The sequence below is a fragment of the Cellulophaga geojensis KL-A genome (assembly GCF_000568425.1).
GTDB lineage: Bacteria > Bacteroidota > Bacteroidia > Flavobacteriales > Flavobacteriaceae > Cellulophaga > Cellulophaga lytica.
The window spans coordinates 24,460-46,993 of record NZ_ARZX01000022.1 but is presented as its reverse complement, the minus strand read 5'-3'; the positions used below and the strand labels follow the sequence as shown (position 1 = coordinate 46,993).

Below are 22,534 nucleotides of genomic sequence, written 5' to 3'. Positions count from 1 at the left end.
TAAATTTGCTTTTAAAATTTAAATAAATGCTACAGCTTCAAGCTATCCGAGAACAAAAAGACGAGATTATTATCGCCCTAAAAAAGCGTAATATAGATGCAGCTCCTTTGTTAGAAAACGTACTTTCATTAGATGAAAAACGTAGAGATGCACAAACCAAATTAGATAACACACTTGCAGAGAGCAATAAGTTGTCTAAAGAAATTGGTATGCTTTTTAAGTCCGGAAAAGCATCTGAAGCAACAGTTTTAAAAGAGCGCACCGTTGTTTTAAAAGAAGAGTCTAAAACATACCAAGAAGAATTAAATACGGTTGCTGAGGAATTACAAAGTTTACTGTACCAAATTCCTAATGTACCACACCCTAGTGTACCTGCAGGAAACACAGATGAAGATAATGAGGAAATTTTTAGAGAAGGAGATATTCCTGAATTAATAGAAGGTGCTTTACCACACTGGGAACTAGCTAAAAAATATGACATTATAGATTTTGAACTTGGTGTTAAAATTGCTGGTGCTGGTTTTCCTGTTTATAAAGGAAAAGGTGCTAGATTACAACGTGCACTTATTGCTTACTTTTTAGACAAAAATACAGCCGCTGGTTACCAAGAAATTCAGGTTCCGCATTTGGTAAATGAAACTTCTGGTTACGGAACAGGTCAGTTACCAGACAAAGAAGGGCAAATGTACCACGTTACTGCAGATGATTTATACTTAATACCAACTGCAGAAGTACCTGTAACTAACATTTTTAGAAACACTATTGTTAACCAAAAAGATTTTCCTATTACATACACAGGTTATACACCTTGTTTTAGGAGAGAAGCTGGTAGCTATGGTGCGCACGTGCGTGGCTTAAATAGATTGCACCAGTTTGATAAAGTAGAACTTGTACGCGTAGAGCACCCAGACAATTCGTATGCTGCTTTAGATGGTATGGTAGAACATATAAAAGATATTTTAAGAGAATTAAAATTACCATACAGATTGTTACGCCTTTGTGGCGGAGACCTTGGTTTTACATCTGCTCTTACGTTTGATTTTGAAGTGTTTTCTACAGCACAAGACCGCTGGTTAGAGATTAGCTCTGCGTCTAACTTTGAAGCATACCAAGCTAACAGACTTAAACTACGTTTTAAAGATGAAAACGGCAAAAGCCAATTTGCACATACCTTAAACGGAAGTTCTTTAGCTTTACCACGTGTTTTAGCAGGGATTTTAGAAAATTACCAAACAGAAAAAGGCATTAAAATACCAGATGTTCTTGTGCCTTATTGTGGTTTTGACATGATAGATTAAGGTTCTTTAACAAGAACTTCTTATATTCTTGGTATCTTTACTAAAAAATAGATTTCTTGAGAATATTTATACTTATACTAGCCTGCTGTTTTGCGCAACTTTCCGTTGGGCAAAACAGCTTTTTAGCTAAACAGTATTATGATGATGGTGATTTTGACAAGGCAGTAGTTTTTTACGAGAGATTAGTAAAAGAAAACCCAAGAAGATCTGACTATCAAACGTTTTTAATTAGTTGCTACCAACAGTTAGAGCGTTATTCTGATGCCGAAAAACAAATTAAAAAAAACTTAGATTCGCCCAACCCAATACCTGTTTATTATATAGACTTAGGACACAATTATACCCTACAAGGCAATAATGAAGAGGCCAAAAAATATTATGATTTGGCCTACTCAAAAGTAGAAGAAAACCCAAGAAACGGATACGGCTTAGCATATAAATTCCAAAACTACTCGCTTTTAGAGTATGCTGCAAAAACATACAACAAAGCAATGGAATTAAATCCGGCTTTAGATTTTAATTTTCAGTTAGCACGTATTTATGGGGAACAAGGTAATGTAGAGAAAATGTTTACCAGTCTACTAAATATAGTTGCTAAAGATCCTAATAGAATGTCTTCGGTAATACGTAATTTAGACGATTTTATTACCACAGATTCTGATAACAGAAACAACACAATACTAAAAAAACTTATTCTTAAAAACGCACAAAGAAGTCCGGATATTATTTGGAATGAAATGCTAAGTTGGCTTTTTATACAGCAAAAACAATTTTACAGTGCTTTTAGTCAAGAAAAAGCAATTTACAAACGCTCACAAGACAACAGCTTAAGAAGATTACAAACATTAGCTAATATTTGTGTTGATGAAAACGAAAAAGAAACTGCACAAGAAATTTATAATTACATTGTAGTTAACAGCCCTAGGGTAGATAATGTAAAATTATATGCAGAATTGCAAAGGATAGCATTAGACTTAGACTTGTCTAACAACAAAAATACAGATGCTACACAAAAAGCATTTGCTGCATTGCTAGAAACTTATGGTTACAAACCACACAGTATAATGTTACAGCTTAGGTACGCTAACTTTTTAGCTTTTAAAAAAGATGAAACAGAAGAAGCTACATCTGTATTAAAAAAAACACTAGAACTACAGCTTAACAGGTATGAAGAAGCTAAAATAAAAATGGCTTTAGCAGATATTTTGGTATACAACAAGAGGTTTAATGAGGCCTTAATTTATTACACACAAATACAAAAAAACCTAAAAAATGATGTTTTAGCTCAAAACGCGCGTTTTAAGGTTGCAAAAGCAAGTTTTTACAAAGGAGATTTTGACTGGGCTTTAGCACAATTAAAAGTGTTACGCAGTTCTACATCTCAACTTATTGCAAATGATGCTATGCAACTTAGCCTTTTAATTTCTGACAACAGCTTGCAGGACTCTACCGAAACAGCCTTAAAAAAATATGCTACTGCAGATTTATTAGCCTATCAAAATAAAACCACAGAAGCAATAGCAGCTTTAGATGATATTTTAGAAAATCACAAAGGAGAAAAAATTGAAGACGAAGCTCTGCTAAAACAAGCAGAACTACTTATACAACAACAAGAGTACGAGAAAGCAGAGCTTAATTACCTAAAAATTATAGAATTTTATAAATCAGGAATTTTAGCAGACGATGCACACTATGCCTTAGGCGAGTTGTACCGTACAATACTGTACAAACCAGAAGAAGCTAAATACCATTACGAGAAAATAATATACGGCTACCAAGACAGCTATTTTTTTCCTTTAGCCAGAAAAGAGTTTAGAAAACTTAGAGGAGACGCTATAAATTAGTTATAGCTTTGCAAACTGTACAAAAATAAACATTACACTAAAAAAAAGACTATGTATATATACAACGTAACCATTAATGTAGAGGAAGAAGTGCACGATAAGTGGTTGTCTTGGATGAAAGAAACACACATACCAGATATGTTAGCAACTGGTAAATTTACTGGCGCAAAAATGTGTAAGGTTATTATAGAAGAAGAAATGGGAGGTGTAACATACTCTGTACAATACAGCACACCAAACAAAGAAACTTTAGACGTTTATTATAAAGATGATGCAGATAAACTACGCCAGGAAGCAAACAAGCTTTTTGCTGGCAAGTTTGTAGCTTTTAGAACAGAGTTAGAAGTTATTGGAGAAGCAGTATTAACTCCTGCAAAAAAATAAAACTACCTTTTGCAAAAAACAAAGTTTTAAACAATTAGCTACATAATTATGTCTAAAAAAAAGAAAGAATTTTTCAAGAAAAACAAGGCCCAACGTAAAAATGATAGTCCAGTTAAGGCTAAAAAACACCTTGGCCAGCATTTTTTGACAGATGAAGCTATTGCCCAACAAATTGCAGAAACACTAACTCATAATGGGTATACTAATGTTATAGAAATTGGTCCGGGTACTGGTGTACTTACCAAGTACATTTTAAAACATGATTTAAATTTAATAGCTATGGATTTAGATACTGAATCTATAGCATATTTAAATCAGAATTTTTTACTAGAACACCCAGAACTACTTAACCGAAAAGGTACATTTAAAGTTGTGGAGGCAGATTTTTTAAAACAAGATTTAACTACCATTTTTGGCGACGAACAATTTGCAATAAGTGGCAACTTCCCGTATAACATATCTACACAAATTGTATTTAAAACATTAGAGCATAAACAGCAAATACCAGAGTTTACAGGAATGTTCCAAAAAGAAGTTGCAGAGCGCATTTGCTCTAAAGAGGGCAGCAAAGCATATGGTATTTTATCTGTATTAACTCAAGCTTACTACCACGCAGAATATTTATTTACAGTACCGCCAACTGTTTTTAATCCGCCACCAAAGGTAGATTCTGGCGTACTAAGACTAACACGTAAAGAAAATTTAGACATTGGTGTAGATGAAAAATTACTATACCGTGTTGTAAAAGCAGTTTTTAATCAGCGTAGAAAAACCATTAGAAACAGCTTAAAAACCTTTGAACTTTCTGATAATTTAAAAGAAGACCCTATCTTTGGCAAACGTCCAGAACAATTAGCCGTTGAGGATTTTGTAGCACTTACAAAAAAGATAGCCAATGACACCGTTTAAATTAACAGACGAATTTTTACAGCATATAGAAACATTAATTTCCAATCAAAAAGACGCAGATATTCAGCTTCTTTTAGAGGAAATACACTATGCAGATATTGCCGAAATAGTTAATGAGCTTAATACTGATGAGGCTACTTATATAATTAAATTATTAGAGAGTGATAAAACCTCTGATATTTTAACGGAGCTAGATGAAGATGTAAGAGAATCTATTTTAGGAAACTTATCTACCAAGGAAATTGCAGATGAGCTTAATGAACTAGATACAGATGATGCCGCAGATATTGTTGCAGAGTTACCACAAAACATTGTACAAGAGGTAATATCTGAACTAGAAGACAGGGAACATGCAAAAGACATTGTAGATCTTTTACGATATGATGAGTATTCTGCAGGTGGATTAATGGCAAAAGAGCTTGTAAAAGTAAATGTAAACTGGAACGTGCTTACTTGTGTAAAAGAAATGCGTGCACAAGCAGAAAATGTGACTAGAGTACATTCTATTTATGTAGTAGATGATGAAGAAAAACTCAAAGGAAGGTTATCATTAAAAGATTTACTTACCACATCTACAAAAACACACATTAAAGATGTGTATATCCCAAAAGTAGACTCTGTTTCTGTAAACGAAAAACCAGAGGAAATTGCAAAAATAATGTCTAGGTATGACCTTGAAGCTATACCTGTTGTTGATGAAATTGGCAGGCTAGTTGGAAGAATTACTATTGATGATATTGTAGACGTAATTAAAGAAGAAGCAGATAAAGATTATCAGATGGCTGCAGGTATATCTCAAGATGTAGAAGCAGATGATAGCATATTAGACTTAACAAAAGCACGTTTACCTTGGTTAATTTTAGGCCTTTTTGGAGGTGTAGGTTCTGCCACTATTATGGGTACTTTTGAAGGTGTTATAAATGGCCATATTTCGCTACTATTATTTACACCCTTAATTGCCGCTATGGCTGGTAATGTTGGTGTGCAATCTAGTGCAATTGTTGTGCAAGGTATTGCCAACGATGATTTAAAAGGCAGTATGGTAAATAGGCTTATAAAAGAAATACTTTTATCTGCACTTAATGGCACTATACTAGCCATTATACTTTTTTGTTTTGCTTGGCTTATGGAGGGCGATGTTAAAATGGCATTTGCCATATCTATATCATTAATAGCAGTTATTATTGTTGCTGGTATTATTGGTACGTTTGTACCTATTTTTTTACACAAAAGAGGTATAGACCCTGCCATTGCTACAGGACCATTTATTACAACCAGTAACGATATTTTTGGTATTATAATCTATTTTTCAATAGCTAAAATGTTCTTATAAAACATAAGCTGTATCATTCTTAATTTCTTCTAACACAAAAGAACTTTGCACGTTAGATATACCCTTAATTACAGATAATTTATCTAATACAAATTGTTGGTACTGCGTCATATCACTAACAGCAACTTTTAGTAAAAAATCATAATTACCAGACAAGTGTTGGCAGCTCATAATTTCTGGCAAATGGGCCACATTATTTTTAAAATTATCTATTAACTCTCTAGAGTGTGTTGCTAGTGTAATATGGCAATACACTTTTATGGCTTTATTTATTTTTTCTTCATTAAGCAGGGCAACATAACCCTTAATATAATTTTGCTGCTCTAACTTTTTTATACGCTCAAAGGTAGGAGATACTGTTAGTCCTATTTTATCTGCAATTTCTTTAGTGTTCTGTTTTGCATTTTGTTGCAATAACATTAGTATTTTTTTGTCTACAGCATCCATACCAGTATATTTTTTTGTTAAGCCGATAAAATTTAATCAAAATTAGAATAATACTATTGAAAATAACCACATATGCAGTATAATTTATCAAACTAACAACAAATTAAAGACACTTTGCCTGAAAATACTAATTTTACAGCATTAAAACCTACGCTACTACTATGTATAAAAACATATCAGAAAAAGACACAGAACGTCTTCATAAATTAAAAGAAAATATAGAACAAGCCAGAGATTCATTTTTAGGTTACCCTGTATCTAAAGATTTTAATTACGCTGAGCTTAGTAGTTTTTTACAATATCCAATAAACAACTTAGGAGATCCGTTTGAAGATGGCACGTATAAGGTACAAACCCACGAAATGGAAAAGGAAGTTGTTGCATTTTTTGCTAAACTATTTAGAGCACAACCAACAGATTATTGGGGCTATATAACCAATGGTGGCTCTGAAAGTAACTTATATGGTTTGTATTTAGCAAGAGAATTATATCCAAAAGGAATGGTGTATTACTCAGAATCTACACATTATAGTGTGCGTAAAAATATTCATTTATTAAATATTCCTAGCATCATTATTCGTTCTCAAAAAAACGGAGAAATAGATTATGAAGATTTTGAAAATACGGTAAGAATGAATCGTCATAAACCAGCAATTGTACTTACCACTTTTGGCACTACAATGAAGGAAGCTAAAGACGATGTTTCTAAAATAAAAGGCATTTTAAAAAACTTAGCTATACAAGACCATTACATACATTGTGATGCTGCATTATCTGGCACATACGGTGCATTTATGGAGCCACGTATACCGTTTGACTTTAAAGACGGTGCAGATAGTATATCTATAAGTGGACATAAATTTATAGGCTCGCCAATACCATCTGGTGTTATAATAACAAAGCGCAGTAACAGAGATCGTATAGCAAAAGGCATCTCTTATATTGGCTCTTTAGACACTACAATTACAGGATCTAGAAATGGTCATAGTCCGTTATTTTTATGGTATGCACTTAAAAAATTAGGTGTAGATGGCTTAAGAGCACGTTACCAAAAAAGTTTAGAAACAGCTGTTTATTGTGAAAATAGGTTAAAAGAAATTGGTGTAAATGCTTGGCGAAATCCAAACGCTATTACTGTTGTTTTACCTAAAACAGCACTAGAAGTAAAACAAAAATGGCAATTAGCCACAGAGGGTAATGTTGCCCACGTTATATGTATGCCCAATGTTACAAAAGCACAAATAGACGAGTTTATTTATGATATGTCACAAGCCAGTACTATTGAAGAAGAAGAATTTGAGCTAGATTTTTAGATTAACACTACTAGTTTAGAACCCAAAAAGTCAATGGATACAATTTCCATTGGCTTTTTTTAATGTCAAATAGTTATCTTTATAGAACTACAAAGCAACTACATATGACAAAAAACCTTTTACATATTTGTGTCTTATTACTTTTATTTAGTGCGTGTAAACCTAAAAACAAACCTGCTACCGCAACAGATAACACAAACCATAATACAGCAAGTAGCTCGCCTACAAAGATTAACAATACAGCTTTAATTATTTTAGGAACGGTACAAGATGCAGGGTCACCACAAATAGGCTGTAAAAAAGACTGTTGCAAAAACTTATTTACAAACCCAGATCCAAACAGAAAAGTAGTTTCATTGGGTGTTGTAGACAACCAAAACAAAGCCACATTTTTGTTTGAAGCCACACCAGATATTGCAACACAAGTAAAGGCCTTAAAAAACAGTGCTAATTTTAATGCACAAGAAATTCCTACTGGTATTTTTTTAACACACGCACATATTGGTCATTACGCAGGTTTAATGTTTCTTGGGAAAGAAGCTATGAATGCTAGTAACACACCTGTTTATACTATGCCAAAAATGAAAACTTTTTTAGAGGAAAACGGTCCTTGGAGTCAGCTTGTTGCAAATAAAAACATAGCTATTAAAGCAACAGAAAACAACCAAACACTAAAACTTACCTCTAATTTAAAGGTGGTTCCGTTTACAGTGCCACACAGAGATGAGTTTTCGGAAACCGTAGGCTATACTATAATTGGGCCAAATAAAAGAGCATTATTTATTCCTGACATAGACAAATGGAATAAGTGGGGCCAAGATATTACTACTGAGATTGCCAAGGTAGATTATGCCTTTATAGATGCTACTTTTTTTGATGCTGAAGAAATAAACAACAGAGACATATCAGAAATTCCACATCCGTTTATTATAGAAAGTATGGAATTATTTAAAGAGCTACCGGCTACAGAAAAAAGCAAAATTAATTTTATACATTTTAATCATACAAATCCGGCTCTAAACATAAAAAGCACAAAGGCAAAACAAGTAATAAAAAACGGCTTTAACATTGCGCAGATTAACACTGTTTACAATTTATAAAATACCTATTAATACTATATTTACTCTAAAATTACACCTATGAAAATTAAACTGTTTTATCTTATAGCTTGTGCACTTTTCACTACAATTACCAACGCACAAACCTATGCTAAAAATGGTATGGTAGTATCAGACAATAGTGCGGCATCTAAAGTTGGCACAGAAATACTAAAAAAAGGCGGTAATGCAATAGATGCCTCTATAGCAACTGCTTTTGCACTAGCAGTTACGCACCCACAAGCAGGTAATATTGGCGGTGGTGGCTTTTTGGTTTTTATGAAGTCTGATGGCAACGCCACAACTATAGATTTTAGAGAAAAAGCACCTTTAAAAGCTACAACAGATATGTTTTTAGATAAAGATGGTAACTTAATTGCTGGTTCTAACCACAACGGGTTACAATCTGTAGGTGTACCTGGCACAGTTGCAGGTTTATATATGGCTCATAAAAAGTATGGAAAATTGCCGTGGGCTTCATTAGTGCAGCCCGCTGTAGACTTGGCAGAAAATGGTGTACCGCTATCTTACACATTATACAAACATGCTTTACACTATAAAAAAGAATCTGAATTTATGGCTAACTATTTCACCAATGAAAAAGGTGAAATAACACAAATGGATGAAATTTGGAAGCAACCAGTACTTGCCGCTACGCTAAAAGAAATTAGAGACAACGGTAAAGATGGTTTTTACAAAGGGAAAGTTGCCAAAGAAATTGCTCGTTTTATGAAAAAGAACGATGGATTAATTACACTCAAGGATTTGGCAAAATATGAAGCTGTAGAAAGAGCCCCTTTAAAAGGCACTTACAAAGGTCATGATATTTTTGTAATGCCACCACCAAGTTCTGGTGGTGTTGCACTATTAGAAATGATGAATATTATGGAGTTAGCAGATTTTAACAAAGCACCTTTTAACTCAACTCCTTACGTACATTTGGTTGCAGAAGCTATGCGTAGAGCCTTTGCAGATAGAGCAGAACATTTAGGTGATCCTGATTTTAATTTAAATATGCCTTTAGAAAAACTTACCTCTAAAGAATTTGCTAAAAATAGGTACAACAATATAGATTGGCAAAAAGCATCTGTAAGTGACTCTACCAAGTACGGACAAATTTATGATGGTACCAACACCACACATTTATCTGTTTTAGATAAAGATGGCAATGCTGTATCTTTAACATATACCTTAGAACACTCTTATGGCTCTAGATTAGGTTCTCCTAAACTTGGTTTTATTTTTAATAATGAAATGGGCGATTTTAATCCGCAACCAGGCTATACAAACAGCAAAGGCCTAATTGGCTCTGCTGCAAACATTATTAAACCAGAAAAAAGAATGCTTTCTAGTATGACGCCTACAATTGTAGCTAAAGATGGTAAGGCTGTATTGGTAATTGGCAGTCCAGGCGGAAGAACTATTATAAACACAGTTTTTCAGACAGTATTAAATGTTATTGAGTTTGATATGCCTATACATATGGCTATTGAAACTATGAAAATTCACCACCAATGGTTGCCAGATCGTATTTTATATGAAAGAGGCCTGCTATCACCAGATACCGTAAAAGCTTTAGAAGCAATGGGACACACTATGGAACCACGTGGCCAACTTGGTCGTTTAATGGGCATTACAGTTGATTCTGATAATAAAGTCTATGTAGGAGCATCAGACTCATCTAGTCCAGATGGTGGTGCTGTTGGTTATTAATTTTAATACATTTTATTTTGAAAACTATTAACCTACAAGAAAAACAAAGTAAGTTTAACAAACAGTGGCATCCGCACCAAATTGCTGTTGTAGACAATATGCAGGTACTTTTAGCCAAATTAAAGGGCGACTTTGTTTGGCACGCACACGAGAATGAAGATGAACTTTTTCAGGTATTAAAAGGCACACTTTATATGCAATTTAGAGACCGTACAGAAATTGTAAAAGAGGGTGAAATAATTGTGGTACCAAAAGGCGTAGAACATTGCCCTAGAACAGAAAACGATGAAGTTGTAGAGGTATTGTTGTTTGAAAAACTATCTACCTCACATACAGGCAATGTTATTGACAAAAAAACACAAACTGAATATCCAAAAATATAATAATGAAAGTATTGCATTTAGATAAAAATCATCCTTTAATAATAGAACAATTTAAAGGTTTTGGTTTTACAAACGATGTAGATTATACCGCAACTAAAGAAGAAGTAGAAGCTATAATTCATAACTATGAGGGCTTAATTATACGCAGTAGATTTCCGTTAGACAAAACATTTTTAGACAAGGCAACCAATTTAAAATTTATAGGAAGATTAGGTGCTGGTCTAGAAAATATTGATACAGATTACGCTACCCAAAAAGGCATTTTTTTAGCCTCTGCACCAGAAGGCAACCGTAATGCTGTTGGCGAACATACATTGGGGATGATTTTATCTTTGTTTAACAAACTAAACAAAGCAGACAAAGAAGTCCGTAATGGAAAATGGGACAGAGAAGGCAACCGAGGAATTGAATTAGATGGCAAAACTGTGGGTATAATAGGCTATGGTAATATGGGCAATGCATTTGCAAAAAAATTACGTGGTTTTGATGTAGATGTTATCTGCTATGACATTAAAGATGGTGTTGGAAACGAAAATGCAACACAAGTAGACTTAGAAGAATTGCAACAAAAAGCAGATATTTTAAGTTTGCATGTACCACAAACACAGCTTACAAAAAATATGATAACAGCGAATTTTATAAATGGTTTTAAAAAACCGTTTTGGTTATTTAATACTGCACGTGGCAAGTGTCTTGTAACGGCAGATTTAGTAACTGCATTAAAAGAGGGTAAAATATTAGGCGCAGGACTAGATGTTTTAGAGTATGAGAAAGCTTCTTTTGAACATATGTTTACAGATAACGAGCTACCAGAAGATTTTGAATATTTAATAAAATCTGATAACGTATTACTTAGTCCGCACGTAGCTGGCTGGACGGTAGAAAGCAAAATTAAACTTGCGCAAACAATTGTAGACAAGGTTAAAGCTAAATTTTTGTAAATTTAAAAGTGAACCAAAAGAACAGCAGATTATGCAATCTAAAGCAACAACACCAGACCAATATATAAATGAGTTACCAGAAGAGCGCAAAGAAGCTGTATCTAAAATTAGAGAAACAATTTTAAACAATATTCCTACTGGTTTTACAGAAACTATGAGTTATGGTATGTTAGGCTATGTTGTACCACATACTTTGTATGCAGATGGCTACCATTGTGATCCTAAATTGCCGCTCCCCTTTATGAATGTGGCATCGCAAAAAAACTTTATAGCATTGTACCATTCTGGTATTTATGCAGATCCAGACTTGTTAAATTGGTTTACTACAGAATATCCTAAGCATTGCAAACGCAAGTTAGATATGGGCAAGAGTTGTATCAGGTTTAAAAAGTTAGATGATATCCCATACGAGTTAATTGGCGAACTGGCTACAAAAATGACAGTACAACAATGGATAGATTTATACGAGAAAAACACTAAAAAATAAAACCAATATGAAGAATAGAGTTACAGGTTTAGGAGGTTTCTTTTTTAAAACAGAAGACCCAGATAAAATAAAGCAATGGTACAAAGAAAGATTAGGTCTGGATACAGACCGCTATGGTTGCACTTTTTGGTGGAAAGATAAAGAAGGAAAAGACTGTAGTACACAATGGAGCCCTATGAAAAATGACACTACGTATTTTGAACCAAGCAAATCTTCTTTTATGATGAATTTTAGGGTAGAAAACTTAGTAGAGTTATTAGAAGTACTAAAAGCAGAAGGCGTTACAATTGTTGGTGAAATTGAAGAATATAGCTACGGTAAATTTGGATGGATACTGGACCCTGACGGAAATAAATTAGAATTATGGGAGCCAATAGACGAAGCTTTTAAGTAATAATTAAAAAAAATTACTACATTTAACCCACAATTAAATTAAACCAACACACAAAAATTATGTCAGAAGAAAACAAAGATTTTAACACAGAAGCAAAAGAAACTGCTAATGAATTCTCAGAAGGTCTAAACAATATGGCTAATAACGAAAATAAGAAAATGCTTGCAGGTATTTTAGGTATTCTATTCGGTTATTTAGGAATTCATAAATTTATATTAGGCTACCAAAAAGAAGGTATTATTCAAATAATAGCAAGTGTGGTAACTTGTGGTGCAGCAGGAATTATAGGATTTATTGAGGGTATTATATACTTATTAAAATCTGATGAAGATTTTTACAACACTTACCAAGTAGGTAGAAAGCCTTGGTTCTAAAGAATTAAAAAAACTACAATACACTAAGGCTATCTATTTTTTAGATGGCCTTTTTTATTTTACAGACTCATAGTTTAAGGGCAATGTATTTGCTATTCTAAGCAAGCCCATATCACCACCAAACAACACCACATCTACAGGAGAGTGGTTGCCGTAAGCATCTATATAAAAAGGGTTTTGAGTTACAACAACAAAAGAATTGCTCCACCTATTATACAGTATATTTAATCGCTCTAAAGACTGAACTACTTTAGCGCTACCATCTTCTATTTTTTCTACTTTGTAATAGTCATAAGGGTTTACCTCTAAGCTTTCTTTAAAAATTCTAAAATTTTCTTCTGTAAGTCTCTTTGCAGACAAAGCCCTCATAAAATGCAATGTAGATCCCAAATAGGTAATTTCTCTATTTTTAACGTACTTACGTTTTACCTTTTTGTTTATCTCTGTAAATAATGCTGTACCTGCGTAAAATACAGACCCTTTAAGTCTAAAGCCATTAACATTAGTTTTATATCGAACCTCAAAATCTTGCAAATAATACGATAACTTATACCCTAAAAACTTATTTACTACTATAATAGGTTTATTTGCATAAGCGTAAAGAACATCTTCTTTTTTACTGTAATACAAGCGTATGTCATCTTCATTTAAAATTTTACATTTTTGCGCAGGTAAAGTAGTTCCTAAAAATTGATTTCTAAAGATGCGTAACTTCTTTTCCCTACTCCAAGTATCGGGTTCTAAAACAACTTCATTTAATTGCTCTACTTCTTCTTGTAAATAAATAGTGCCAAGATCTTTTTTACCTACTGCACTTATAATTTTATTTTTATAACCAAAGTAACTTATAACAAGTGGCGCTGTGCTATTTTTTTCTGTAGAAATACTAAAATATCCTTTTGTATTGGTAACTACACCAATTGTGGTACCATCATAAAATACAGAGGTACCAACTAGGGGTTCTTTAGTATTTGCATCTAAAACATAACCCGTAAGTGTTTGCTGTGCGGTGACTTTTAAAAAAACAAATGCAAATAAAAAAAAGAGTGTTGTTTTCATTTGCATTTAATATTATTCTGCCTGTTCGTTATTGTGTAGTTTCTGCTCTAATTCTGCCTGAAATTCTTCCATAACAGGCTTTACTGTACTCTCTGGTATATCTGCAATTTTTATATACATTAAACCATCTACAGAGTTGTTAAAAAGCGGATCTACATTAAAAGCTACCACTTTTGCATTTTGTTTAATGTATTTTTTAATTAAAACTGGTAATCTTAAATTTCCTGGTTCTACCTCATCAATAAGTCTATCAAACTTATTTAAATCGGCTTCAGTTTCATCAAAAATAAATTCTTTATCTGCGTCTTTTAATTTTACTTTAAACTCTTTTTTAGGTCTAATGTATTGCGCCACGTAAGGATCCCAGTAGTTAGACTTCATAAACTCTATCATTAAAGATTTAGAGAAATTAGAAAACTGATTACTTATACTTACACCACCAATTAAGTATTTGTACTCTGGGTGCCTAAGTGTTGTATGCACAATTCCTTTCCATAATAAAAATAAAGGCATAGGTTTTTGCTGGTATTCTTTAACAATGTATGCCCTACCCATTTCTATGGTTTGTTTCATCATACCATACAGTTCTGGTTCTAGTCTAAAAAGATCTTGCACATAAAAGCCATCTATACCGTATTTTTTAAATATTTCTCCACCAAGTCCCATACGGTAAGCACCAACTATAGCTTTACCATTGTCATCCCAAAGAAATAAATGATGGTAGTAATTGTCAAACTCATCTAAATCTATAGCCTTGTTTGTCCCCTCTCCTATTGCTCTAAAAGTAACTTCTCTTTGCCTACCAATTTCCTGTAAAATAAATGGCATATCATCTGCTGTAGCCAAAAACACTTCATAAGATTTGCTTTGCAATAGCCTACAGTCTTTTTTACGAAGCTCTTCTATCTCTTGTTCTATAAGTTCTCTACTAATAGGTGTGGCTATTTTTTTAGGTGCCTTAGGTATTTTAAGTGTTGTAGGTACTTTATCTATTAACCTTTCTTTTTCAAAGGCATTAGATAACATATATGTTTTTCTACGTAATAGATCTGTAAAATCTACCAAGCTCTTTTGCTCATTTTGAGTTTTTACAGATATAGGCTGACCAATTCTAACCTTAATAACCCTGTTTTTTTGTGTAGTTACTTCAGACGGTAATTTAGCGGTTCTAAAAACATCACTAATTTTAGACAACCTGTAAAACAACCTGCTATTTTTTGCGTGAAAATAGATAGGTACAACAGGCACCTCTGCTTTTCTAATTAATTTTAAAGCTGTTTCCTCCCAAGGTTTATCTACAATTAATTTTCCGTCTCTGTAGGTAGAAACCTCACCTGCCGGAAAAATACCTAGCGGATGCCCTTCTCTAATATGCAGCATCGCATTTTTAAATCCGGCTAAACTACTTTTTACTTCCTTTCTACTCTCAAAAGGATTTACAGGTAATATGTAAGGCGACATTGGCTCTATTCTGTTTAACAGAAAATTAGCCATTATTTTAAAGTCTTCCCTGTGTTGTAATAGTAGTTTTAACAACAAAACACCATCTATACCACCCAGCGGGTGGTTAGATATGGTTATATATGCTCCGTCTTTTGGAAGTCTTCTAAAATCTTCCTCAGGAATCTCAAATTTAATTTGATAATGCTCTAAAATAGCATCTAAAAAAGCAGTCTCTGTTAGGTGCTTATGATTGTCATAAAAGGTATTGATACTAGAAATTTTAGTCACCTTCATTAGCAACCAACCTATAAAAGTGCCAATAAAGCCAAACTTATCTACTTTAATGGCTTGCGCAACTTCTTTTGCTGTAACTAATCCCATACATTATATTGTGATAAACAAATATAACTTATTAGTTTTAATGTAAAACAATGTTGCTTATTTTAATACCAACAACATATTACTTTACCACTAATTGCACCGTTTCTTTAGCTCTTTGCTCTAGCAATATTTCTTTACCGTTTTGTATACTATCTATTGCTTTTGCATTAAAATGACGAATAGTATATAACGATACTCCCTCTTGATGGTTTACCTTAAACTTTCCTTTTAGCTTGTTTAATAAATCTGGTAACTGATCAAACTTATTATCTACACAAACAGAAAAACTAATAGCAGAATTTTGTATTAAATCTACCTTCATTTTATGGTCATGCAACAATTTAAATAACTCACTAATACTATCTTCCACAATAAAAGAAAAATCTAAAGAAGAAAGTTTCATTAAAACCAAATCTCTTTTAATAATAAAACAAGGCACTTTTGGCTCTATTCCTTCACCTTTACCAACAGTAGTTCCTGCATCTAATGGATTTAAAAAAGATTTTACACGCAGCGGAATTTCTTTACGCTGTAAAGGCTGTAATGTTTTTGGGTGAATTACAGACGCTCCGTAAAAAGCAAGTTCTATTGCTTCTCTGTATGATATTTTGTTTAACAGCTGTGTTTCTTCAAAATACCTTGGATCTGCATTTAAAACACCTGGCACATCTTTCCAAATAGTAACCTCTGTAGCATTTAAGCAATACGCTAAAATAGCAGCAGAATAATCAGACCCTTCTCTACCTAAAGTAGTGGTAAAGTTATTATCATCACTACCTAAAAAACCTTGTGTAATGTTAAGTTTGCTTTTATCTATACCTGCAGTAATTTTTTCTTGTGTTTTATCCCAATCTACAATAGCATCTCTGTAATTGTCGCTCGTTTTTATAAACTCTCTAACATCTAACCAATTGCTTTGTATGTTAACTTGGTTTAAATAAGCACTTAATATGGTAGTAGAAAGCAACTCTCCGTACCCTACAACTTGGTCATAAACAAAGCTACGTTTTGGTGATTTGTTCCACGCTAAAAAGCCTTGTACCTCATCAAACAATACTTTTACTTTACCATAAACTTCATGTTGCTTATTATCAAAAAGATTGTCTAATATTTCTCCGTGAAAATCTATAACCTCTTGTATTGCTGCTGACAAAGCCGCTTTATCTTTAAAATATGCATTTACAATATCTTCCATTGCATTTGTAGTCTTGCCCATTGCAGAAACCACAACTAAAGTATTTGTATGCCCTACTTGTTGCAATACGTTTACAACATTTTTTACTCCCGTAGCATCTTTTACAGAAGCGCCACCAAACTTAAAAATCTTCATTCTATTATGTTATATTTTGTATTAGCTAACCTATTACCTACAGGTTTGCTATATAATTTTCAATTCCTTTTTCATCTAAATGCACAACGTCCCAATCTCTTTTTACGTCTGCACCTTTGCTTTGGTAAAACTTAATGGCAGGCTCGTTCCAATCTAAAACTTCCCAACATATACGTTTAACACCCTGACTATGGCCATACTTAATAACCTCATTTAACAACAAAGTTCCTAAACCAGAACCTCGCATTTTTTGGGTAACAATTAAATCCTCTAAATGCAAAACAGGACCTTTCCAGGTAGAGTATCTGTTGTAAACCAAAGCCAAACCAACAACTGTATTATTTGCTTCTGCAACAAAGCAGTGAAACAATTTATGATCACCAAAACCATCTAAAATTAAATCATCTACAGTAACCTCTACCGCTTCTGGTTCTTTTTCAAAAAGCGCCAATTCCTTAATTAAATTAAGCACTTGCGGCATATCTTCCTTAGTTGCATCTCTTGTAATAAACTCCATAATTATTCTCTAATAAACTGCAAAGTAACACGTTTAAGCGACTTTAAATAACGAAAACGTTGTAGTATCACAAAATTATCGATATTTGTACTTAAATAAAACACAGCTATTAATGGACAAAAAAAACAAGACTTTAGGAGAATTCATTATTGAAAACCAATCCTCATTTCAATATTCTTCTGGAGAACTTTCTAAACTGATTAACGCCATACGTTTAGCCGCAAAAGTGGTAAACCACGAGGTAAACAAAGCAGGATTAATAGACATTTTAGGAGCCGCTGGCGACACCAACATACAAGGTGAAGACCAACAAAAACTAGATGTTTTAGCAAATGAAAAGTTTATACAGACGTTAAAAAACAGAGAAATTGTTTGTGGTATAGCATCTGAAGAAGAAGATGATTTTATTAGCATTAATAGTCAAGATGAGCAACACCAAAACAAATATATTGTACTAATAGACCCATTAGATGGCTCATCTAACATAGACGTAAACGTATCTGTAGGTACTATTTTTTCTATATACCGCAGGGTAACACCAGTTGGTACACCGGTTACAATTGAAGATTTTTTACAACCAGGAGACAACCAAGTAGCAGCAGGTTACATTGTTTATGGTACATCTACAATGTTAGTATATACAACAGGTGACGGCGTAAATGGTTTTACATTAAACCCAGCAATTGGTACATTTTACTTATCGCACCCAAATATGCAATTTCCAGAAACAGGTAAAATATACTCTGTAAACGAGGGGAATTACATACACTTTCCGCAAGGTGTAAAAGATTATATAAAATACTGCCAGCAAGAAGAAGGAGACAGACCATACACGTCTAGGTATATTGGCTCATTAGTATCAGATTTTCATAGAAATATGATAAAAGGTGGCATTTATATGTACCCAAAAAGCAGCAAGGCTCATGAAGGCAAACTACGCTTGTTGTATGAGTGTAACCCAATGGCATTTTTAGCAGAACAAGCTAATGGTAAAGCAAGTGATGGTAAAGGCCGTATTATGGCTTTAAAACCAACAGAATTACACCAACGTGTACCTTTCTTTTGTGGAAGTACTAAAATGGTAGAAAAAGCAGAAGAATTTATTGCAAAAGCAAACAAATAAAACCATATTAAAAATAAAAAACGAGGCAAAAGCCTCGTTTTTTTTATACTTTAAAAATACTATTTGCTTATTTTCTAACAAGCATAGCATAATCTTCAAAATCTAATTTACCACCAAAAATAACAATAGATCTAGTAATAACTTTATCTGCAGACTCATTAGAATATCCTAAACCAATAGCATATTTTTTAATAAGTACTCTTTCATCATCATCAATATCATGATCTGCAAAAATAATTTTAAACAAATCGTACATACGCTCTAAACGTCTGTCTAAACTTGTTGGCGGATCTATTGGGTAAGCCCCTGGGTTTTTCATTACCTCTTTGTACTCAGTTTCAGTAATATCTAATTTACGTGCAAAACGGTCTAAAACAACTTTTTCTGCATCGTTAACCTCACCATCTACACTTGCTAAAGAAGCAATAGATGCAAAGTGTGCAACATTTTTTCTATGTTGACTATTACCGTATAAATCTTTAAAAGACATAATTTATTATTTAATTTAGATTGCAAATATAATTTTTTGCAATAATAGAACTTCAAAATTTTAAAATTATTTTGGGCGTTCGTTAAAACAGCTGTTTTTAACGCCGTGCTATACGTTACTAATCCTCGCAAAAAAGCTGCGGGTTATTCACTACTATCACTAACGCGGTAAAAAGCAACAACCCTGTTTTAAAATAAGATTTTACTTACATTTATAACAAAACAAACCCGTAAGTAATGAAGCATTTTATAGTACTCATCTTTTTTAGTTTAAGCATTATTAGCGCTCAAACGCAAAAAGGAAAAGCCACCTATAAACTAAAACACCCGCAAATAGATGTAGTAGACACAACAAAAAAAACTTCTACAATGGGCAACCAAATAACAGAGTCTATAAAAACAGCCCAAGAGCTTATAGCGTTTAATTTGGCATTTAATAATAAAGAGTCTGTTTTTTACAGAGAAGAAAAACTATACACAAACCTAGACAAGTTTACTAAGGGTATGATAGACATTTTAAGTAAGGGCACCTATTACAGTAATATAGCTACAAACGAAAAATTAAAATCTACCTCTTTTGATAACAAAAATTATATAGTAAATATTTACCAGCCACAACCTTGGAAAATTACAGACACAACCAAAACCATACTTGGTTATACTTGCCATAAAGCCACACTTACCAAAACAAATAAAAAAACAACAAAAGACTATACTGTAGAAGCCTGGTTTAGTAAAGATATACCCTACTATTTTGGCCCAGACGAGTACAATGGCTTACCAGGGCTTATTTTAGAACTAAAACTAAACCCTAAACAAACAATATACTGTACAAGTGTACAACTGCAGAGTAAAAAAAATAAACTACTTACAAAACCTACCGAAGGAACTTATATAAATTCTAATGAAGAGTTTGAAGACATTGTAAAAACATTAGCCTCTAAAGCAAAGCAAAAACATTAATAATGTAAACAAAAAAATAAAGAAAAAGAATACAAAATATTTTTAAACTAAAAATATAGTTTTATATTAGCAAGGTCATCATCAATAAACAACAGACTATATATGAAACATTTACTCTATATAATTTTACTACTACCTCTTATTTCTTTAGCTCAAATACATAGCGGTACCATAACCTATGGCATTACGGTAAATAAGCAAGACGATAGTAGTTACAAAGGCAAGGAAGGAGTAAAAGAAACAATGATGTTGGTAAGTAAAGCTGCTGAAAACGTAAACTACAAACTTCAGTTTAACGCAGCATATGCAAAGTTTAATGTTGACAACAGATTAGCCATAAAAGATGGTGATTTAGAAGAGTTAGCAATTATTATTTCTGGAAACAATGGAACTTATTACACATCCTTACCACAAAAAAAACAAATAATAAAAACAGATGCAGGTATACATATTGACGCTCCAATAGAAAATGAAAATTGGAAACTAACTAAAGAGACTAAAAAAATAGGAGATTTTTTATGCTATAAAGCAACGTTAGCGAAAACTGGCTCCAAGAGAAGTTTAATAGCTTGGTACACACCGGAAATACCATTTGCTTATGGCCCCAACAATTTTGTAGGAAAAATACCTGGCCTTATATTGGAGGTAAAAACTTCTATGACAACTTACAAAGCCAAGGAGATAAAACTAAACCCTAAAAAAGAAATTGTTATAAAGTGGCCTAAAGAAAAAAACAACATGACTGTTAGCGAGTATAAAAAGGCTGGTGATAAACTCTATCAAGATCTTAAAGATGAGCGTAAAAGGTAAAAATAGTATGGTTGTAAACCTTATGTTTCTAGTGTTGTGCTTAACAAGTGTAGTAGCGCAAAAAACAACATCTGGCAGCATTACGTATACAATTAATTTAGCTCCAGAATTAATTAAAAGCATTTCTAAAACAAATAACCCTAATACAAGAGCAATATTAAAAAACTCAAAAGAGGTTAGTTACGCTTTAAATTTTAATAGCAAATCATCTACCTATCAAAAAAATGAAAGCTTGTATGATGAAAGCAAACAAAAACTAAACTTAGTTGCTACTGGTGCAGGCGGAACAGGTATATTCTACTACAACACAGAAGATAACGCTTTACTTAAACAACTAACAATAGGGGGAGATACATTTTTAATTACACAAAACGCTAAAAAATGGAAGCTTTTAAATACTTCAAAAAAAATAGGGAAGTACAATTGCTACAGGGCAACTCTTTTAGATAATAACAATAAAGAAACCAAAGTAACGGCGTGGTATACTTTAGATATTCCTTTAGCATACGGCCCAAAAGATTATAATGGTCTACCAGGCATAATATTGGAGTTGTATGAAGGTAAATTCTTTTTTAAAGCATCTAAAATAGAGCTATCAAATAAAAATAAAATAATAGAAAAGCCAGTAGACGGACTTAATCTAACACAAGAGGAATTTAATAACAGGTTTAAAGGTTTTTTTGATGAAAAATAGTGTTGTAAAAATTGCTCTTATAATTAGTGCTAGTTTAGGTTTTATTTCAAATAATAGCTATGCGCAAAACGCTAAATTTCTGGAGGTTATTTATAAAAAAGAGGTTAGTTTAAAAGTTGATACTGCAAAAAACAATCCTTATCAAGTAAACTTATCTGCATTTAACACACCATTAGCAGATGCTGTAAAGGATATAAGATACAGCTTAAAAACATCAAACAATAATTCTGTTTTTAAAGTGGTAGAGAGTTTAGATAATGATTCTAAAAATAACACATTAAAAAAAGCGGCAATAAGTATTGGGGGAACAAATGGAGACTTTTACATAAACAAACAAGACTCAATAACCATACTCAACAAAACTTTGCTAGACGCTAATTTTAGAGTTCTACTAAAACCTAAAAAATGGAAAATACATAACAAAAGCAAATACATAGGAAAATACTTATGTTATAAAGCAACAACAATTGACACTGTAAACAATAGTATAGGGATTCATAAATTTAGGGTAAACGCTTGGTTTACAAATCAACTACCTCCCTATTTTGGACCAGCAGCATATTATGGCTTATCTGGTTTAATTTTAGAAGTTGAAAATGGTAAAATGAGATTAACTGCCACTAAGGTATCTTTTGTAAAACCATTTAAAATTAAAAAAAACAAATCTGGCAAATTAATTACCGAAGATGAGGATAGCTTAAATCAAATTGAAGCCGAAAAAAATATAAAAGAACATTTTAATGATGTATTCAGATAAAATGGGAAGAATTAGCAGAGGCTAGTAAGCAAAACAACTAATAGAAAACTT

The 22,534-nt window shown here is 32.8% G+C and carries 24 protein-coding genes; 18 read left to right on the top strand and 6 right to left on the bottom strand.

All coding sequences use genetic code 11. The features are described 5' to 3' along the window. Positions 1 to 26: 26 nt before the first annotated feature. From serS to mgtE, 5 genes are read left to right on the top strand one after another with little or no spacing between them, the layout of a single operon-like run. Positions 27 to 1,298: a serine--tRNA ligase gene (gene serS / locus KLA_RS14445; protein WP_013621336.1), complete on the top strand. Its 1,272-nt coding sequence runs from the start codon at positions 27 to 29 to the stop codon at positions 1,296 to 1,298. Positions 1,299 to 1,354: 56 nt separating this feature from the next. Next, a complete protein-coding gene (locus KLA_RS14440; protein ID WP_034646584.1) occupies positions 1,355 to 3,142 on the top strand; it encodes a tetratricopeptide repeat protein in 1,788 nt (595 codons plus the stop codon). 51 nt (positions 3,143 to 3,193) lie between these two features. Further along, positions 3,194 to 3,526, top strand: coding sequence for a DUF4286 family protein (locus KLA_RS14435; RefSeq protein ID WP_013621334.1), 333 nt, complete (start codon positions 3,194 to 3,196; stop codon positions 3,524 to 3,526). 48 nt (positions 3,527 to 3,574) lie between these two features. Next, positions 3,575 to 4,435 (top strand): 16S rRNA (adenine(1518)-N(6)/adenine(1519)-N(6))-dimethyltransferase RsmA, encoded by an 861-nt coding sequence (gene rsmA, locus KLA_RS14430; protein WP_013621333.1) that lies wholly within the window; start codon positions 3,575 to 3,577, stop codon positions 4,433 to 4,435. After that, the gene (gene mgtE, locus KLA_RS14425; protein WP_013621332.1) at positions 4,422 to 5,768 is read left to right on the top strand and encodes a magnesium transporter; all 1,347 of its coding nucleotides are present in this window, start codon (positions 4,422 to 4,424) and stop codon (positions 5,766 to 5,768) included. The genes rsmA and mgtE overlap by 14 nt, the downstream gene beginning before the upstream one ends. Here mgtE and KLA_RS14420 read toward each other — a convergent pair. Continuing rightward, entirely contained in the window at positions 5,763 to 6,215 is a 453-nt protein-coding gene (locus tag KLA_RS14420) for an Lrp/AsnC family transcriptional regulator (RefSeq protein WP_013621331.1), read from the bottom strand. The genes mgtE and KLA_RS14420 overlap by 6 nt on opposite strands. 161 nt (positions 6,216 to 6,376) lie before the next feature. Here KLA_RS14420 and KLA_RS14415 point away from each other — a divergent pair, with 161 nt between their 5' ends. The 8 genes from KLA_RS14415 (at position 6,377) to KLA_RS14380 (ending at position 12,917) form a co-directional block, all read left to right on the top strand. After that, the gene (locus tag KLA_RS14415; RefSeq protein WP_034646581.1) at positions 6,377 to 7,528 is read left to right on the top strand and encodes a histidine decarboxylase; all 1,152 of its coding nucleotides are present in this window, start codon (positions 6,377 to 6,379) and stop codon (positions 7,526 to 7,528) included. A 104-nt stretch (positions 7,529 to 7,632) separates the two neighbouring features. Continuing rightward, on the top strand, positions 7,633 to 8,628 hold the full coding sequence (locus KLA_RS14410; protein ID WP_034646579.1) for an MBL fold metallo-hydrolase: 996 nt from the start codon (positions 7,633 to 7,635) through the stop codon (positions 8,626 to 8,628). A 39-nt stretch (positions 8,629 to 8,667) separates the two neighbouring features. Further along, on the top strand, positions 8,668 to 10,338 hold the full coding sequence (gene ggt / locus KLA_RS14405; RefSeq protein ID WP_034646577.1) for a gamma-glutamyltransferase: 1,671 nt from the start codon (positions 8,668 to 8,670) through the stop codon (positions 10,336 to 10,338). A gap of 17 nt (positions 10,339 to 10,355) precedes the next feature. Beyond that, a complete protein-coding gene (locus KLA_RS14400) occupies positions 10,356 to 10,721 on the top strand; it encodes a cupin domain-containing protein (protein ID WP_013621327.1) in 366 nt (121 codons plus the stop codon). A 2-nt stretch (positions 10,722 to 10,723) separates the two neighbouring features. Continuing rightward, positions 10,724 to 11,662, top strand: coding sequence for a 2-hydroxyacid dehydrogenase (locus KLA_RS14395; protein WP_034646575.1), 939 nt, complete (start codon positions 10,724 to 10,726; stop codon positions 11,660 to 11,662). Positions 11,663 to 11,693: 31 nt separating this feature from the next. Next, positions 11,694 to 12,149, top strand: a complete 456-nt coding sequence (locus KLA_RS14390; protein ID WP_013621325.1) for a DUF1801 domain-containing protein — start codon at positions 11,694 to 11,696, stop codon at positions 12,147 to 12,149. Between the two features lie 7 nt (positions 12,150 to 12,156). Further along, the gene (locus KLA_RS14385; RefSeq protein ID WP_034646572.1) at positions 12,157 to 12,543 is read left to right on the top strand and encodes a VOC family protein; all 387 of its coding nucleotides are present in this window, start codon (positions 12,157 to 12,159) and stop codon (positions 12,541 to 12,543) included. A gap of 59 nt (positions 12,544 to 12,602) precedes the next feature. Further along, positions 12,603 to 12,917, top strand: a complete 315-nt coding sequence (locus tag KLA_RS14380; RefSeq protein WP_013621323.1) for a TM2 domain-containing protein — start codon at positions 12,603 to 12,605, stop codon at positions 12,915 to 12,917. A gap of 54 nt (positions 12,918 to 12,971) precedes the next feature. Here the strand turns inward: KLA_RS14380 and KLA_RS14375 are convergent, their stop codons facing one another. The 4 genes from KLA_RS14375 to KLA_RS14360 all read right to left on the bottom strand — a co-directional run bounded on the left by KLA_RS14375 (position 12,972) and on the right by KLA_RS14360 (position 17,647). Continuing rightward, positions 12,972 to 13,976 carry a carboxypeptidase-like regulatory domain-containing protein gene (locus KLA_RS14375; RefSeq protein WP_161633469.1) on the bottom strand — a complete coding sequence of 335 codons (1,005 nt, stop codon included), beginning with the start codon at positions 13,974 to 13,976 and terminating at the stop codon, positions 12,972 to 12,974. A 12-nt stretch (positions 13,977 to 13,988) separates the two neighbouring features. Then, entirely contained in the window at positions 13,989 to 15,800 is a 1,812-nt protein-coding gene (locus tag KLA_RS14370) for a GNAT family N-acyltransferase (RefSeq protein ID WP_034646568.1), read from the bottom strand. Between the two features lie 79 nt (positions 15,801 to 15,879). Then, positions 15,880 to 17,130, bottom strand: coding sequence for an aspartate kinase (locus KLA_RS14365; protein ID WP_034646566.1), 1,251 nt, complete (start codon positions 17,128 to 17,130; stop codon positions 15,880 to 15,882). 37 nt (positions 17,131 to 17,167) lie between these two features. Then, the gene (locus KLA_RS14360; protein ID WP_034646556.1) at positions 17,168 to 17,647 is read right to left on the bottom strand and encodes a GNAT family N-acetyltransferase; all 480 of its coding nucleotides are present in this window, start codon (positions 17,645 to 17,647) and stop codon (positions 17,168 to 17,170) included. Between the two features lie 112 nt (positions 17,648 to 17,759). Between KLA_RS14360 and fbp the strand changes: the two genes are divergently transcribed. After that, the gene (gene fbp / locus KLA_RS14355; protein ID WP_013621318.1) at positions 17,760 to 18,770 is read left to right on the top strand and encodes a class 1 fructose-bisphosphatase; all 1,011 of its coding nucleotides are present in this window, start codon (positions 17,760 to 17,762) and stop codon (positions 18,768 to 18,770) included. 67 nt (positions 18,771 to 18,837) lie between these two features. On the opposite strand, the gene KLA_RS14350 is transcribed toward fbp, so the two are convergent. Then, the gene (locus KLA_RS14350; RefSeq protein ID WP_013621317.1) at positions 18,838 to 19,260 is read right to left on the bottom strand and encodes a TerB family tellurite resistance protein; all 423 of its coding nucleotides are present in this window, start codon (positions 19,258 to 19,260) and stop codon (positions 18,838 to 18,840) included. Between the two features lie 236 nt (positions 19,261 to 19,496). Here KLA_RS14350 and KLA_RS14345 point away from each other — a divergent pair, with 236 nt between their 5' ends. The 4 genes from KLA_RS14345 (at position 19,497) to KLA_RS17680 (ending at position 22,483) form a co-directional block, all read left to right on the top strand. Beyond that, complete coding sequence (locus KLA_RS14345) at positions 19,497 to 20,222, top strand: GLPGLI family protein (protein WP_013621316.1); 726 nt, start codon at positions 19,497 to 19,499, stop codon at positions 20,220 to 20,222. Between the two features lie 102 nt (positions 20,223 to 20,324). Continuing rightward, on the top strand, positions 20,325 to 21,032 hold the full coding sequence (locus KLA_RS17690) for a GLPGLI family protein (RefSeq protein ID WP_013621315.1): 708 nt from the start codon (positions 20,325 to 20,327) through the stop codon (positions 21,030 to 21,032). Beyond that, positions 21,016 to 21,726, top strand: a complete 711-nt coding sequence (locus tag KLA_RS17685) for a GLPGLI family protein (RefSeq protein ID WP_051456125.1) — start codon at positions 21,016 to 21,018, stop codon at positions 21,724 to 21,726. Before KLA_RS17690 ends, KLA_RS17685 begins: the two co-directional genes overlap by 17 nt. Beyond that, on the top strand, positions 21,716 to 22,483 hold the full coding sequence (locus tag KLA_RS17680; protein ID WP_051456124.1) for a GLPGLI family protein: 768 nt from the start codon (positions 21,716 to 21,718) through the stop codon (positions 22,481 to 22,483). The genes KLA_RS17685 and KLA_RS17680 overlap by 11 nt, the downstream gene beginning before the upstream one ends. Positions 22,484 to 22,534: the final 51 nt, after the last annotated feature.